Genomic DNA, 15,387 nt, shown 5'->3' with positions numbered 1-15,387 from the left:
GCCTTCCGCGCGGAAGGCCCGATCACGGTCCGGGTCAGACGCGGGACCACTTCTGGTTCGCGCCACCGGTGCAGTCCCACAACTGGAGCTTGCCGCCGTTGGCGCTCACCCAGTCGCGTACGTCCACGCACCGGTTGGCGTTGAGGTTGACGAGGTCGCCGGCGCCGTTGAGGGTGAACCGTTGCGCCGGGTTGCCGTTGCAGCTGACCAGGTTGACCTCGGTGCCGTTCGCCGTGCCGGCCCAGGCCGGGTCCATGCACTTGCCCATCGCCCGCACCGTGCCGTCGGAGGCGAACGTCCACGCCTGCGCGGCGGTGGTGTTGCAGTCCCAGATCTGGAGCTTGGCACCCTCGACGGGGTTGGCACCGGGGATGTCGATGCAGCGGCCGCTGTGCAGGCCGCGGATCCGGGTGGTGCCGCCGCCGTCGCCGGCGGTGTAGCCCGAGACCCGGACGTAGTCGACGAGCATCTGTTGCGGGAACTGCGTCGAGCCGTCCGGGTAGCCGGGCCAGTTCCCGCCGACCGCCACGTTCAGGATCATGAAGAACGGGTGGTCGAACACCCAGCGGTTCCCACCGAGCCGGCTCGGGTCGACGCGGTGGTACTCGACGCCGTCGAGGTACCAGATGATGGAGTTCGGCTCCCAGTCCACCCGGTAGGTGTGGAAGGCGTCGGCGAGCGGCTGGCCGATGGTGCGGCTGCCGGTGATGCCCCCTCCACCGGAGTATCCGGGGCCGTGGATGGTGCCGTAGACCGTGTTCGGCTCCCGGCCGATGTTCTCCATGATGTCGATCTCGCCGGCGTTCGGCCAGCCGACGCTGCCCATGTCGTTGCCGAGCATCCAGAACGCGGGCCAGATGCCCTGCCCGCGCGGGATCTTGATGCGGGCCTCGAAGCGGCCGTACGCCTGGGTGAACGTCGCGGCGGTGAGCAGGCGGGCCGAGGTGTACTCGCACCGGCCGTAGTGGCACTGGTAGTTGGCCGGGTTCTCCCGGCGTGCCGTGATGACGAGGTTGCCCTGGCCGTCGTGCACGGCGTTGCTGGTGCTGTTCGTGTAGTACTGCCGTTCGTTGTTGCCCCAGCCGTGGCCGCCGATGTCGAACCGCCACCGGCTCTGGTCGACGGGCGTGCCGGCGGGGGCGTTGAACTCGTCCTGCCAGGTGATCCCGCCGATGGCGGCTCTGGCCGGGTCGGCGGGAGCGGGCAGGACGAGGGACGCGGCGAGTGTGACGGCAGCGACGGCGGCGACGAGCAGTCGCCGCCCGAGGGGACGGGCTCTGCGCATGGGAATCTCCGTGATCGGTGGTGGACGTCGGTGTGTGCACGGGCCTCCGCCGCGGCGCGCCGTCACCGTGGAGAGGGGCCTTGAGAGCGCTCTCCCGAACGAAGTGTGTCGATGCCCGAAACATCTGTCAAGACTGTTACCAATGCGTCCCGGCTACTCCCGCCTACTCCGGGAGTTCTGGCAGCTCACCGGCCCGGCCGCGACCCCGGCTCGAAACCCGTCGCGTCGGGACGTGGACCCGCCGGTCGCAGCGGTCGGGCCTGGTTCTCCGTCGACATCCGCCGGCCGGCCGGTGGCTACGGCCGGTCGAGTTTGCGGCGGTCCTCGCGGAGCGCGTACCGGATGGACCGGAGGGTCGCGTCCGGCGCGAAGATCAACGCGTACCAGCGGTCCAGCGTCGCGCGGAGCTCGGCGACCGTGATCTGGAGCCGCCGGGCCCGTTCGTCGGACGCCCGCAGCTGCTCGCGGGTGGACTGTGCCTCCGCCTCCAGTTCGGACACCCGCGCGCGCATCGGCTGCACCAGGGTCAGAGCGGTGTCGGTGAGCAGATCCGCCGCCTCGGCACGGAACTTGCCCCGCTGCACCACCACGGCGGCGATGGCGGCCAGGCCGCCAGCGCCGCCGAGGACGCCGAGCACCGACAGCAGGATCTGCACCCAGTCGGGTGCGGCGGTGGTATTGGGCGCCGGTGTCACGGGAACCTGCCGAAGATGTCGCCGGGGTATGGCTGTCGTGGCCGGGCCAGCCCCCGGAGGTCACGGATGATCTCCGCCGACCGCCACCACGACCCGATCGCCACGGCGGTGATGAACGACGCGGCCGCGACTGCCATCCGGCCGGAGAACACCGCCAGCGCGACCGCGTACATGCCCGCGAGGGTGCCGAGCATCAGCATCGACGCCAGTTCGATGCCCAGAGCGGTGGCACACCGGCCCGGCCAGAACAGTCCGGTGAGACCGACCAGGCCGGCGACGATCAGCCCGAGCACCCAGCCGACACGGACCGGCCCCGGCATGGCAACCTCCACCGCGGGGGGACGGACCTGCAGGGTGACCATCAGGACGCCGCACACAGGAGCGGTGGCGACGACCGCGTTCTGGAACGGTTGTCGGTTACGCCAGATCCGCATCTTCGGCACCGCAGCTCCTCCCGCCGGAACCGCCGCCGCACGGCCTCCGCTCGACGGGCCGGCCCGTGCGGTAACGGGATGTGACGGCTCGCGTCATTGGTGGCCGGTACTCAAGTCATACCACCCGCACACGCGACCACCAAGTGTCAAGACCCAACAATGCGCAGGTCAAGAGCCTTCTGGCGGGCGGGTGGAGGGCGTCGCCAGCGCCGTCGACCCGGTCCGCGTCGAGCCTCCACCGCTACTGAGCGTCGATGGTGGACCGACTTGTTCGGGCCAAGCCGCGAGGTGTGGACACAGGCCCTAGTCCAGGATGTCCAGCGTCGGCAGCGGCAGCCCGGGCAGCGACGACGGATCCGGGAGCGGGCTCAGCCCGGGCGGCGAATTCGGTTTCGGGCTCACCCCGGGCAGCTGGGGTAGCGGCACGACGACCAGAGGCGACGACGACGGGCGTGGCGACGACGACGGCGCCGGGGCCTGCGGTCCGGCGCTGCCCGGGGGCGACGGCGGCGTCGTCGTGGGCGTGGTCGACGGGCCGGGGACCGGTGGCGCGGGCGTCGGCACCGTGGCGACCAGGTCGCGGTGCAGGGCGTCGATCTCCGCGGCGAGGCGGCGGGCGGTGGACGGGTCCTCGACCGACGTGAGCCGCCGCCGTGCCTCGTCGAGCAGGTCGCGCGCCTCGTCCGGGCGGCCGGCGGCGAGGGCGGACCGGGCCTGGCGGATCGTGTCCTCGATCATCCGTACCTCGGCCTGCTCCGGGTGCAGCATCTGCGTCAACGCCCACAGCGGGCTGCTCGGCCCCGCCTCGCGGCTCCCGATCCCGAGCCCGGTGGCGACGCCGGCGAGGACGACGACGGCTGCCGCGACACGGACGAGCGGCCGTCCGAGCCGTACCGTCCGGGGCAACGCCTGCGGGAGCGCGGGCGCCGCGGGGCGGACGGGTTCGTCGTCGACCGCCGCACCGAGGTCGTCACGCCAGGCGGCCAGCATCGCGGCGAGGTCGTCGCCCTCCGGCGCCGGCTCGCCGCAGCCGAGCGCGTCGAGCAGCTCGTCGTCCCGGGCGATCGTCGCCAGGTCCACCTCGCCGCCGCTCTCCGGCGTCCGCCCGTTCATGCCGCCACCTCGCCAAATGTGTCGCCCGCCAGGGTACGGAGGCGGGCCAGCGCCCGGGACTGGGCCATCCGGACGGCCGCCGCCGTCATCCCGACGATCGTGCCCACCTCGTCGGCGGAGAGCCCGACCGCGACCCTGAGGAGGACGATCTCGCGCTGCATCTCGGGCAGGCGGTCGAGCAGCACCGACAGCCGGCGGGCCAGGTCGGTGGCGACCGCCCGCTGCTCCGGGCCCGGATCCGCGTCCGGGTGCTCCGGCGGTGCGTCCTCAGCCGTGACGGTGGCGGCCCGCACCGCGGCGCGATGGGCGTCGGCGACCTTGTGCGCGGCGATGGCGTAGACGAACGCCGAGAACGGCCGCCCTTGATCCCGATAGCCGGGCAGGGCCCGCAGCACCGCGAGGCAGATCTCCTGGGCGACGTCGTCCGCGGTGGTGTACGCCCCGCCGATGCGGCCCAGCCGGGCCCGGCAGTAGCGCACCAGACCCGGGCGGAGGCCGGCGAGCAACGCCGCGACGGCGGCGCCGTCACGGCGGGCCGCCCGGCGGACGAGCTCGGCCTCGGGCTCGGTCGTCGTCATCATCGGATCTGAATACACCTCTGTTACCGGCGAGTTAACTGGCACGCTATCGAGCCCGGCGCGGTTTGCCTAGCCCGCTGACGGTGGCTGCGGGACTGCGCAAAGTAGTTGTTGCGCTCGGCTGGACGGTCGCGATGTCTCCAGTAGCGAGGTGGGGAGGCAACGTGGGCGTCGAAGTGGCCGTACGGGGACTGACGAAGTCCTTCGGTGGTCAGCCGGTCTGGTCGGACATCAGCCTGACCCTGCCGGCCGGCGAGATCTCCGTGCTGCTCGGTCCGTCCGGCACCGGGAAGTCCGTGTTCCTCAAGACCCTCGTCGGGCTGCTTCGGCCCGACCGGGGGGACATCGTGATCGAGGGCCGCAACCTGCCCCGGCTGCCGGAGCGGGAGCTGTACGAGGTCCGGAAGCTCTTCGGCGTCCTGTTCCAGGACGGCGCGCTGTTCGGCTCGATGAACATCTACGACAACGTGGCCTTTCCGCTGCGGGAGCACACCCGCCGGTCGGAGTCGGAGATCCGGGCCGTGGTCAACGAGAAACTCGACATGGTGGGCCTGGTCGGGGCCGAGAAGAAGCTGCCGGGGGAGATCTCCGGCGGGATGCGCAAGCGGGCCGGCCTGGCCCGGGCGCTCGTCCTCGATCCGCAGATCGTGCTCTTCGACGAGCCCGACTCCGGGCTCGACCCGGTCCGCACCGCCTACCTGAACCAGCTCATCATCGACCTCAACCAGCGGACCGAGGCGACGTTCCTGATCGTCACCCACGACATCAACACCGCCCGGACGGTCCCGGACAACATCGGCCTGATCTACCACGGGCACCTGGCCATGTTCGGGCCCCGGGAGATGCTGCTGTCCAGCACCGAGCCGGTGGTGCGGCAGTTCCTCAACGCCCAGCGGATCGGCCCCATCGGCATGGCCGAGGAGAAGGACGCCGAGGAGTTGCAGGCCGAGGCGCTGGCCGGCGTCGAGCTTCCGCCCCTGCCGCCCATCCCGGTGCAGCTCCAGCCCTCCGACGGGCGGCGCCGGCGGGCCGAACGGCCACCCGGTCAGTGGTGCCGCGACCACGGTGTCGAGCCGCCGCCCGGCTCGTTCGCCGGGCCGGACGGGCAGCCGACCCTCGAGCTGCCGAGGGTCGGTACGCGCGACGGGGTGCTCGGATGAGCGGCCCGGCGGTGCTTCGCGAGTCCGGCCACTTCTTCGCCTTCTGCCTGGACACCCTCCGGGGGCTGGGCCGCCGGCCCGTGCAGGTCCGCGAGTTCGTCCAGCAGGCGTGGTTCATCAGCTCGGTGTCGATCCTGCCGGCGGCGCTGGTGTCGATCCCGTTCGGCGCGGTGATCGCCCTCCAGCTCGGCTCCCTGGTCCGCCAGCTCGGCGCGCAGTCCTTCACCGGCGCCGCGTCGGTGCTCGCCGTCGTCCGCGAGGCCGGGCCGATCGTGACCGCCCTGGTGATCGCCGGGGCCGGTGGCTCGGCGATCTGCGCCGACCTCGGCTCCCGCCGCATCCGGGAGGAGCTCGACGCGATGGAGGTGCTCGGCATCAACCCGATCCACCGGCTGGTGGTGCCGCGGGTGCTCGCCTCGATGCTGGTGGCCGTGCTGCTCAACGGCCTGGTCAGCGTCGTCGGGGTGAGTGGCGGCTACCTGTTCAACGTCGTCATGCAGGGCGGCACACCGGGCGCGTACCTGGCCAGCTTCCAGGCCCTCGGGCAGCTGCCCGACCTGCTGGTGGGGGAGGTGAAGGCGCTGCTGTTCGGCGCCGCGGCCGGGTTGATCGCCTCGTACAAGGGATTGACCGCCAAGGGCGGCCCGAAGGGCGTCGGCGACGCGGTGAACCAGAGCGTCGTACTCACCTTCATGGCCCTGTTCGCGCTGAACTTCGTCGTCACCGCCGTGTACTTCCAGCTCGTACCGCAGAAGGGGAGCTGACGTGCCGGCCCTGCGATACCTCGACGACCTCGGCGGCCAGCTCGCCTTCTACGTGCGGGCCTTCGCCTGGACGCCGCGCACCGTACGCCGGTACAAGCGGGAGGTCGTCCGCCTTCTCGCCGAGGTCAGCTTCGGCACCGGGGCCCTGGCGGTGCTCGGCGGCACCGTGGGCGTCATCTGCTTCCTCACCTTCTTCACCGGCACCGAGGTCGGACTCCAGGGCTACCAGGCGCTCAACCAGATCGGCAGCAGCGCCTTCACCGGCTTCATCTCCGCGTACTTCAACACGCGGGAGATCTCCCCGCTGGTGGCGGCGCTGGCCCTGTCGGCGACGGTGGGCTGCGGATTCACCGCCCAGCTCGGCGCGATGCGCATCTCCGAGGAGGTCGACGCGCTGGAGGTGATGGCGGTGCCCTCGCTGCCGTTCCTGGTCACCACCCGCATGATCGCCGGGTTCATCGCGGTGATCCCGCTGTACGTGGTCGGGCTGCTCTCCAGCTACCTCGCCACCCGGACCATCGCGGTGTCCTACTTCGGGCAGTCGGCCGGCACGTACGACTACTACTTCCACCTGTTCCTGCCGCCCGGGGACGTCCTGTGGTCCTTCGGCAAGGTGCTCGTCTTCAGCGTGATCGTCGTCCTGGTCCACTGCTACTACGGCTACACCGCCAGCGGCGGGCCGGCCGGCGTCGGCGTCGCCGTCGGCCGCGCCGTCCGCCTGGCCATCGTGGCGGTCAACATCGTGGACTTCTTCCTGTCGCTGGCCATCTGGGGCGCGACCACCACCGTCCGGATCGCGGGGTGACCATGAAGAATCGGATCCTCGGCGTCGTCTTCATCGCCGTTCTGACCGCGGCGCTGACCGCCTCCGTCCTCCATTACCACCGGGCCTTCACGCCGGTCGCCTGGGTCACCCTGCACACCGACCGCGCCGGGCTGCAGCTCAGCGACGGCGCCGACGTCAAGGTACGCGGCGTCGTCGTCGGCGACGTGCGCTCCGTGCGCAGCGACGGCGGCGGAGCCACTCTGCGGCTGGCGCTCGACCCGGCCCTGACCCGGCGGATCCCCGCCGACGTGACCGCCCGCCTGCTGCCGAAGACGCTCTTCGGCGAGCGGTACGTCGAGCTGGTCCCGCCGACGGCCACCGGCGCCGGACCGATCCGCGACGGCGCGGTCATCACCCAGGACCGCAGCCGCACCGCCGTCGAGCTGGAACGGGTCCTCGACGAGGCGTTGCCCCTGCTCCAGGCGGTCCGCCCCGACCAGCTCGCCGTGACGCTCGGCGCGCTGGCCGCCGCCCTGGACGGCCGCGGCGAGCAGCTCGGTGCGAACCTGAGCCGGCTCGCCGCGTACCTGAGGCAGCTCAACCCCGCCCTGCCCACGATCGAGGAGGACATCCGGACGCTCGCCACCGTCCTGGACGGCTACGACGCGGCGCTGCCCGATCTGCTGGCGCTGCTGCGGGACGTCACCGTCACCGCCCGTACCGTCACCGACCAGCGCAGCCAGCTCGCGGCTTTCCTGGCCGAGACCACCGACACCGCCGACGTCACCCGAGGGTTCCTCGACCGGCACGGCGACCAGCTCATCCGGCTCGGTCAGGTCAGCCGGCCGGTCCTGGAACTGCTCGCCGCGTACGCCCCCGAGTACCCGTGCCTCATGCGGGGTCTGGTCGCCCTGCAACCGCGGGTGGAGGAGGTCTTCGCCGGCGGGCGGATGCACATCTCCCTGGAGGTCACCCGGGACGGCGGCAAGTACGAGCGCGGGCGCGACGAACCGGTCTACGGCGCGAGCGGCGGACCAAACTGCCGCGGGCTGCCGCGACCGGGGGCCCCCGCCCCCGAGGTACCGATCAACGACGGATACGACTACTCCGGCGACCGCCACCACCCGCTGCTGCCGGTCGGCGTACCGGCTTCCGGTGCCGCGGCCCCGGCCGCGCCGGTCGAGATGGGACGTGCCGGCACGGAGGAGGAACAGGCCCTCGTCGACCCCATCGTCGGCGCTGTCACCGGCACCCCGCCGGCGGAGGTGCCCGACATCGCGGTCCTGCTGTGGGGACCGCTGCTGCGCGGAGCGGTGGTGAACACGCGATGACCGGGAAGACCACCGCCTCGCTGCTCAAGCTGAGCCTCTTCGCCGCCGTGACGCTGCTGCTCACCGCCCTGCTCGCGCAGACCCTCGGCGCGTTCCCGGCCGGCGGCCCGACCTACCGCGCCCGGTTCACCGACGTCACCGGGCTGCTGCCCGGCGACGACGTGCGCATCGCCGGCGTCCGCGTCGGACAGGTCCGCGACATCCGGGTGGTCGACAACACCGTCGCCGAGGTGTCCTTCACCGTCCGCGACGACGTGCCGCTGGCCACCGGCGTCCACGCCAAGATCCGCTACCGCAACCTGGTCGGCCAGCGCTACCTGGCGCTGACCGAGGGCCCCGGCGAGCGCCGGCCGCTGCGACCCGGAGGGCTCATCCCGATCGGGCAGACCACCCCGGCGCTGGACCTGACGGTGCTGTTCAACGGGTTCCGTCCACTGTTCACCGCGCTCGACCCGCAGGACGTGAACAAGCTCGCCTACGAGATCATCCAGGTCCTCCAGGGTGAGGGCGGCACCGTCACGAGCCTGCTGCACCGCACCGCGTCGCTGACCAACACCCTCGCCGACCGGGACGCCGTCATCGGCCGGGTCGTCACCAACCTCAACACCGTCCTGGCCACCCTCGCCACCCGCGACCGCGAGCTCGACCAGACGATCCGGCAGCTGCAGCAGTTCGTCTCCGGGTTGGCCGGCGACCGGACCGCGATCGGCGAGGCGCTGGTCAGCATCGGCGACCTCACCAGCGCCACATCCGCGCTGCTGGGCGACGCGCGACCACCGCTCGCCGCCGACATCCGGGCCCTCGACACGCTCGCCGGCACCCTCAACCGCAACGCGGCCGTCATCGACGGCACGCTCGGCCGGCTCCCCGAACGGTACGAGTCGCTGACCCGGGTCGCCTCGTACGGGTCGTGGTTCAACTTCTACCTCTGCGACTTCGACGGCCGGGTCACGGCCGGCGGGCAGACCCTCAACCCCGTGACGTTCAGCGCGCCGGCCGCCCGGTGCGCGACCGGAGGTAGCCGATGAGACCGTTCCGGGAACGCAATCCCGTCGCCGTGGGCGCCGTCGGCCTCGCGTTGGTCGGCGCCACCCTGGTCGGCGCCTTCCAGCTCGACCGGCTCGCGGCGCTGACCGGGCGCGCCTACCAGGCGGCGTTCTCCGACGCCAGCGGGCTGGCGGTGGGCAACGAGGTGCGAGTCGCCGGTGTGCGCGTCGGCAAGGTCACCGCCGTGGAACTGGCCCGGGACACCGGCCCGTACGTGCGGGTCCGCTTCCGCGTCGACGACGACGGCGTACGCCTCGGCGACCGGACCGCGGCGACGATCCGGATCAAGACGGTGCTGGGTCAGAAGTACCTGGCGCTGGCGCCCGACGGCGGGGGACGGCTGCCCGAGGGTGCCCAGATCCCCCTCGAGCGCACCGCCGCGCCGTTCGACGTGGTGCAGGCCGTCACCGGCCTCGCCGACACCCTCGACACGATCGACACCGACCAGCTCGCCGCCGCCTTCGCCACCCTGTCGGAGACGTTCGCCGACACCCCCGACACGGTCAACGCCTCGCTGGTCGGGCTGTCGCGGCTCTCCCGTACGGTCGCCGACCGCGACGCCGAACTGCGCTCGCTGCTGGCCCGCGCCCGGACGGTCACCGACGTGCTTGCGACCCGCGACGAGGAGTTCCGCGCGCTGGTCACCGACGGCGAGGCCCTCCTGGCCGAGGTACGCCGCCGCCGGGACGCCATCCACGAGCTGCTCGTCGGCACCAACGACCTGGCCACCCAGCTCTCCGGTCTGGTCGCCGACAACCGCGCCCAGCTCACCCCGGCCCTGCGCCAACTGCGGGACGTGATCGCCATCCTGCAACGCAACCGTGACGACCTCGAACTCACCGTCCAGCGGATGGCGCCGTTCGTCAGCGCGTTCGCCAACGTGGTCGGCAACGGACGGTGGTTCGACTCGTACGTGCAGGGGCTCGTCCAGCCATTCCAGCCCACGACGGGAGGACGCTGATGCCCGGTCCCGTACGCCGGTGGCGCCGACCGGTCGCCGCCGCGACCGTCCTGGTCACCGTGGCCGCCGCTGTGGCGGTGCTGCGCCCCGGTCCGCCGCCCCGCCGGGTCGTCGCCCACTTCACCGGTGCGGTCGGCGTGCACCCGGGCTCCGACGTGCGGGTGCTCGGCGTCCGCATCGGCGAGGTGGTCTCGGTGCAACCGCAGGGCCGCACCGTGCGGGTGACCATGCGCTACGACCGGCAGGTGGAGGTGCCGGCCGGGGCGCAGGCCGTGATCGTCCCGCCCAGCGTGGTCAGCGACCGCTACGTGCAGCTCACCCCCGCGTACGGCGGCGGCGCGGTGCTCGCCGACGGCGCCGAGATTCCGGTCGATCGCACCGCCACCCCGATGGAGATCGACGACATCTACCGGGCGCTCGACGACTTCAACCGCGCGCTCGGGCCGGAGGGCGCCAACGCCGACGGCGCCCTGTCCGACCTCGTCGCCACCGGCCGCGCCAACCTGGAGGGCAACGGCGACGAGCTGCACGACACCCTCGACGGGCTCTCCCGGGCGTTGACCACGCTCGCCGACGGGCGGCAGGACCTCTTCGGTTCGGTGGCCAACCTGCAGCGCTTCACCACCGCCCTGGCCCGCAGCGACCAGCAGGTCCGCGCGTTCAACCGGCAACTGGCCGAGGTGGCCGGGCAACTGGCCGGCGAGCGGGACGAACTCGCCGCCGCGTTGCGCAACCTGGCCACCGCGCTGGCCGACGTCACCACCTTCGTCCGGCAGAACCGGGACGTGCTGACCGCCGACGTCGCCGCCCTGGCCGACATCACCGGCGTGCTGGTCCGCCAGCAGCGGGCGGTCATCGAGATCCTCGACGTCGCCCCGCTGGCGCTGAACAACCTCGCGCTGGCCTACAACCCCCGCTCCGGCACACTGGACACCCGCGACAACGCGACCGGCCCGTACGACCCGGCCAGCTTCGTCTGCTCCCTGCTGGTGGACCAGGCGCCCGCGAAGGTGCCCGCGACGTGCCACGCCCTCGCGCAGACCCTGCACGCCCGAAAGCTTCCGATGACCGACCAGCTCCGGAAGCTGCTCAAGCTGCCGCCCGGCGCGACCCGCCCGGCTCCACCGGCCACACCCTCACCGGTGGCGCCCGGCGCGGCGGTGCCGTCGCCGGCGCCGGGCGGCCCCGACCTCACCCTCGGCGGAATCCTGCGGGGGCCGGCATGACCCGCCGGATGCGTCGCACGATGACCGTCGCCCTGGCGGTGGCACTGCTGCCCGCCGGATGCGGGCTGCCCGAGGTGACCGAACTGCCGCTGCCCGGCGGCGCGCCGGACGGCCGCGGATACCGGGTCACCGCCGAGTTCCGCGACGTGCTGGACCTGGTCCCCCAGGCCGCCGTGAAGGTGGACGACGTGACGGTGGGCAGCGTCGAGAAGATCTCGCTGGCCGGCTGGACCGCGCAGGTCGTCCTCCACATCGACACCGACGTCCGGCTCCCGGCGAACGCCACCGCAGCCGTCCGGCAGAGCAGCCTGCTGGGGGAGAAGTACGTGACGGTGGCCGCGCCGTCCGGCCCGTCCGCCACCGGCACGCTCGCCGACGGCGACATCATCCCGCTGTCCCGCACCACCCGCGGCGTCGAGGTCGAGGAGGTGCTCGCCGCCCTCGGCCTGCTGCTCAACGGTGGCGGTCTGGCCCAGCTGCGCACCATCAACCAGGAACTCGCCACGGCCCTCGACGGACGGGAGCCGGCCGTCCGGGACGCCCTGCGGCAGCTCGACACCTTCATCGGCGGCCTCGAACGGCAGAAGACCGACATCGTCCGGGCCGTCGAGGCGCTCGACCGGCTGACCGACCGGCTGGCCCGGCAGCAGCAGGTGATCGGCGACGCGGTCGACTCCCTCGCCCCCGGCCTGACCGTGCTCGAAGAGCAGCGCGAGCAGCTCACCGGCGTGCTGACCGCGCTCGGCGACCTCGGCCGGGTCGGCACCCGGGTGGTCGAGAGCAGCCGCGCCGACACCGTGGCCAGCCTGAAGGCCCTGAAACCGATCCTGGAACAGCTCGTGCGGGCGGGCGACGACCTGCCGAAGTCTCTCGACTTCATGCTGTCGTACCCGTTCCCGCCGAACATCACCGGCGCGATCGTCGGCGACTTCGTCAACCTGGCCGTGACCGCCGACCTGGACGCGGCCGGCATCCTGGCGAACCTGGTGGCGGCGGCCCCGCCGCCCGCCCGTCCGGCCGCCCGGTCGGACACGCCGGCGGCACCGCGTCCCCCGGCCGGCTCCCTGGTCCCGCAGCCCGGCACCAACGGGAACCTCGGCCTGCCCCTGACCGAGTGCCTGCCCGACCCGGAGAACTTCCCGGCGACCTGGGTCCCACCGGCGAAGTGCCTGCTGCCCGAGGGCTGCACCCTGCTCAAACCGGGCTCACCAGTGCCCGTCGGCGGGCTGATCCTGCCCAAGGGACTGGTGCCGGCCGGAACGGCGTTCCCGGCCGGGACGGAACTGCCCGCCGGAACCGTCCTGACCGCCGATTGCCTGCTTCCGGTGACCGGCGAGAGCCTCGGCCAGGTCGGTGACCTGCCCGACGTCCTCGGAGGAGGGCTACTGCCATGATCGGACGCTCGACCCGGCTCAAGGTGCTCGCGTTCGTGGTGGTCAGCCTGCTCGGCGTCGCCTACGTGGGCCTGCGCTACGTCGGTCTCGGTGACACGCTGCTCGGTGGGGCATACCGCGTCCACCTCGACCTCGCCCGGGCCGGGGGAATCTTCCCCCATGCGCCGGTCACCTACCGCGGCGTTCCCGTCGGCCGGGTCACCGGCGTCGAGCTGCGCGACGGTGGCGTGCGTGCCGACCTGCGGATCGACCGCGGTGTACGGATCCCCGACGACCTCCGTGCGGTGGTCGCCCAGCGCTCCGCGGTCGGCGAGCAGTACGTCGACCTGCGCCCGGAACGCGACGGAGGGCCGTACCTGCGCGACGGGGCGGTGATCCCGGCCGACCGGAGCGGCGTGCCGTTGCCGCCCGAGGTGCTCCTGACGAACCTGGACGCGCTGGTCCGGTCGGTCGGCCCCGAGGACCTCGCCGTGGTGGTCAGGGAGCTCGGCACCGCGTTCGAGGGCAACGAGGCGGCGCTGGCCCGGCTCCTGGACGCCGGCGACGCGCTGCTCGCCGACGCCAACGCCGCCCTGCCGGAGACCCTCGCCCTGATCCGCGACGGCCGGACCGTCCTGCGCACCCAGGCCGAGTCGGCGGAGGCCCTGCGACGCTGGGCCGCCGACCTGGCGGCGCTCGCCGCCACCGTCCGGGCCGCCGACCCCGACCTGCGCCGGCTGCTCGCCGCCGGACCGCCCGCCGCCACCGAGGTCACCGCGCTGCTGCGGGGACTGGAACCGACGGTCGGCACGCTGCTCGGGAACCTCGTCACCGTCAACGGCATCGCCGCCCGGCGGCTGCCGGGCATCGAGCACGTGCTGGTGGTGTACCCGATAGCGGTCTCGGGCGGCTTCACGGTCACGCCGGGCGACGGCACCGCCCACCTCGGCATGGTGCTCAACCCCAACGACCCGCCGTCCTGTGTGTACGGCGGCGGCGGCCGGCAGTGCAGCGCCAAGGACCGGGCGGCGGGGGCGAGCGTACGCGGATCGGCCAACGCGCCACGGGCCGGCGGCCGGCCGGCCCCGGCGCCCGCCGCCCCGCCGCCCGCGTACGCTGCGGGATTCGACCCGGCGACCGGGCTGGTGCTCGGCAGCGACGGGCGGCCGTTGCAGTTCGGCGCGGCGGGCGGCCAGTACCGGATGGCGGGGGACCAGTCGTGGAAGCAGTTGCTGCTCGCCGGGCTGACCCCGTGACGGACCGATCGAAGGAGGTGGCCGTGCCGACCCGGAGGGACCGCACGTTGAAGGTGATCAAGGGAAGCAGGTCCGGTACGCCGGGGCGGTCCGCCCAACGCAGGGTGGTCCTCCGACCGGTGCGGACGCCGATTGAGGACGCGCTGGAGCGGATCGACGAGGAGCCGGTCGAGGACCTGGTGGACGGCGGCGTCCCGACCGCGACCGCCGATCCCGGCCAGGTCGAGGACCGGCCCGAGGCGGGCGACGCGCCCGACGACGACCCCACGGCGGCGGACGACGATCCGGCGGCGGCGGACGATCGCGCCGCGGCGACCGCCGGTTCCGGCCGCCGTCGCGTCCTGATCGGACTGCTCGTCGCCCTGCTCGCCGGGTCCCTCGCCCTCGCCGGCCTGTACGGCCACCGCTGGTACGGCCACCGCGCGCTGGAGGAGGCCCGCCAGGGCGCGCTCGCCGCGGCCAAGCAGACCAGCGTCAACTTCGTGTCGGTGAGCGCGGCCAGCGTGGACCGTGACCTCCAGCGGATCGCGGACGGGGCGACGGGCGAGTTCAAGGAGGAGTTCACCCGGGGCCAGGCCCAGGTCCGGACGGCGGTGGTGGAGAACAAGGTCGAGTCGCGGGGGTCCGTGCTGCGGGCCGGGCTGGTCTCCGGTGACCGCCGCCGGGCGGTCGTCCTGGTCGCCGTGGACGCCACCGTGAAGAACGCGAAGGCGCCCGCCGGCCGGGCGGCGCACTACCGGATCCAGCTGGACCTGGTCCACGACCGGGACTCGGGTCAGTGGCTGGTGTCCCGTCTGCAGTTCGTCGGGTGACACCGGCACCGACCGAAGGAGGACGTATGCGTATCCCGGATCTCCGGCCGTGGCGCCGCGGATGCCGATTCCCCCTCGTGCCGGCGCTGGCGGTGGCGATCGTGCTGGCCGCCGCTGTCGCCGCCGTGGGTTGGCAGCGGGACCGTGACGCCGCGCGCACCGACACCGCCGCGAAGCGGGCCCTTGCCGTCGCCCCGGCCGCGGCGAAGGCGATCTTCTCCTACGACCACCGCACCTTCGACGAGAGCGTGGCCAACGGCCGCAGCTTCGTCACCGGATCCTTCGCCGACGAGTACGCGCGGACCACCGCCGCGTTGAAGCAGACGGCGGTGAAGCAGCAGGCGGTGGTGCTGGCGGAGGTGTCCTCCACCGGTGTGGTCACCGCCGGCCCGGACCGGGTCGAGCTGCTGGTGTACCTGAACCAGTACCGGCGCAACGTCACCACCGCGGGAGAGAAGGTCGACCAGAACCGGGTGGTGCTCACCCTGGTCCCGGTCGACGGCGAGTGGAAGGTGACGGCGGCGATCGCGATCTGAGGCCCGGCGCGTCGACCTCCTACCACGCGGCCCCGGGACCGGGGGCGGGT

The 15,387-nt window shown here is 73.0% G+C and carries 16 protein-coding genes; 11 read left to right on the top strand and 5 right to left on the bottom strand.

Going from position 1 to position 15,387, the window contains the following annotated elements:
* Nucleotides 1–34: 34 nt before the first annotated feature.
* The 5 genes from ACTMS0_RS15220 to shbA form a co-directional block, all read right to left on the bottom strand.
* On the bottom strand, nt 35–1,285 hold the full coding sequence (locus ACTMS0_RS15220) for a family 16 glycosylhydrolase (RefSeq protein WP_441155823.1): 1,251 nt from the start codon (nt 1,283–1,285) through the stop codon (nt 35–37).
* Nucleotides 1,286–1,581: 296 nt separating this feature from the next.
* Nucleotides 1,582–1,932, bottom strand: a complete 351-nt coding sequence (locus ACTMS0_RS15215) for a hypothetical protein (protein ID WP_441155927.1) — start codon at nt 1,930–1,932, stop codon at nt 1,582–1,584.
* A 44-nt stretch (nt 1,933–1,976) separates the two neighbouring features.
* Nucleotides 1,977–2,423 carry a hypothetical protein gene (locus ACTMS0_RS15210; protein WP_441155822.1) on the bottom strand — a complete coding sequence of 149 codons (447 nt, stop codon included), beginning with the start codon at nt 2,421–2,423 and terminating at the stop codon, nt 1,977–1,979.
* Nucleotides 2,424–2,717: 294 nt separating this feature from the next.
* Nucleotides 2,718–3,527, bottom strand: coding sequence for an anti-sigma-D factor RsdA (locus ACTMS0_RS15205; protein ID WP_441155821.1), 810 nt, complete (start codon nt 3,525–3,527; stop codon nt 2,718–2,720).
* Nucleotides 3,524–4,105, bottom strand: a complete 582-nt coding sequence (gene shbA, locus ACTMS0_RS15200; protein ID WP_441155820.1) for an RNA polymerase sigma factor ShbA — start codon at nt 4,103–4,105, stop codon at nt 3,524–3,526. Before shbA ends, ACTMS0_RS15205 begins: the two co-directional genes overlap by 4 nt.
* A 164-nt stretch (nt 4,106–4,269) precedes the next feature.
* On the opposite strand from shbA, the gene ACTMS0_RS15195 reads away from it, so the two are divergent.
* From ACTMS0_RS15195 to ACTMS0_RS15145, 11 genes are all read left to right on the top strand, one after another.
* A complete protein-coding gene (locus ACTMS0_RS15195) occupies nt 4,270–5,265 on the top strand; it encodes an ABC transporter ATP-binding protein (RefSeq protein WP_441155819.1) in 996 nt (331 codons plus the stop codon).
* On the top strand, nt 5,262–6,029 hold the full coding sequence (locus ACTMS0_RS15190; RefSeq protein WP_441155818.1) for an MlaE family ABC transporter permease: 768 nt from the start codon (nt 5,262–5,264) through the stop codon (nt 6,027–6,029). The genes ACTMS0_RS15195 and ACTMS0_RS15190 overlap by 4 nt, the downstream gene beginning before the upstream one ends.
* 1 nt (nt 6,030) lies before the next feature.
* Nucleotides 6,031–6,834: an MlaE family ABC transporter permease gene (locus ACTMS0_RS15185; RefSeq protein WP_441155817.1), complete on the top strand. Its 804-nt coding sequence runs from the start codon at nt 6,031–6,033 to the stop codon at nt 6,832–6,834.
* Nucleotides 6,835–6,836: 2 nt separating this feature from the next.
* Entirely contained in the window at nt 6,837–8,126 is a 1,290-nt protein-coding gene (locus tag ACTMS0_RS15180; RefSeq protein WP_441155926.1) for an MCE family protein, read from the top strand.
* The gene (locus ACTMS0_RS15175; RefSeq protein WP_441155816.1) at nt 8,123–9,154 is read left to right on the top strand and encodes an MCE family protein; all 1,032 of its coding nucleotides are present in this window, start codon (nt 8,123–8,125) and stop codon (nt 9,152–9,154) included. Before ACTMS0_RS15180 ends, ACTMS0_RS15175 begins: the two co-directional genes overlap by 4 nt.
* The gene (locus ACTMS0_RS15170) at nt 9,151–10,134 is read left to right on the top strand and encodes an MCE family protein (RefSeq protein WP_441155815.1); all 984 of its coding nucleotides are present in this window, start codon (nt 9,151–9,153) and stop codon (nt 10,132–10,134) included. The genes ACTMS0_RS15175 and ACTMS0_RS15170 overlap by 4 nt, the downstream gene beginning before the upstream one ends.
* Complete coding sequence (locus ACTMS0_RS15165) at nt 10,134–11,360, top strand: MCE family protein (RefSeq protein ID WP_441155814.1); 1,227 nt, start codon at nt 10,134–10,136, stop codon at nt 11,358–11,360. The genes ACTMS0_RS15170 and ACTMS0_RS15165 overlap by 1 nt, the downstream gene beginning before the upstream one ends.
* Nucleotides 11,361–11,368: 8 nt before the next feature.
* Nucleotides 11,369–12,754: an MCE family protein gene (locus ACTMS0_RS15160; protein ID WP_441155813.1), complete on the top strand. Its 1,386-nt coding sequence runs from the start codon at nt 11,369–11,371 to the stop codon at nt 12,752–12,754.
* The gene (locus ACTMS0_RS15155; protein ID WP_441155812.1) at nt 12,751–13,989 is read left to right on the top strand and encodes an MlaD family protein; all 1,239 of its coding nucleotides are present in this window, start codon (nt 12,751–12,753) and stop codon (nt 13,987–13,989) included. The genes ACTMS0_RS15160 and ACTMS0_RS15155 overlap by 4 nt, the downstream gene beginning before the upstream one ends.
* 119 nt (nt 13,990–14,108) lie before the next feature.
* On the top strand, nt 14,109–14,801 hold the full coding sequence (locus tag ACTMS0_RS15150) for a hypothetical protein (protein ID WP_441155811.1): 693 nt from the start codon (nt 14,109–14,111) through the stop codon (nt 14,799–14,801).
* Nucleotides 14,802–14,827: 26 nt separating this feature from the next.
* The gene (locus tag ACTMS0_RS15145) at nt 14,828–15,337 is read left to right on the top strand and encodes a hypothetical protein (protein WP_441155810.1); all 510 of its coding nucleotides are present in this window, start codon (nt 14,828–14,830) and stop codon (nt 15,335–15,337) included.
* The last annotated feature ends 50 nt before the right edge of the window (nt 15,338–15,387 follow it).

The sequence above is a fragment of the Micromonospora sp. H33 genome (assembly GCF_052068455.1).
Taxonomy (GTDB): domain Bacteria; phylum Actinomycetota; class Actinomycetes; order Mycobacteriales; family Micromonosporaceae; genus Micromonospora.
The sequence above is the reverse complement of the archived record's forward strand: the minus strand, read 5'-3'. Positions and strand labels throughout refer to the sequence as shown.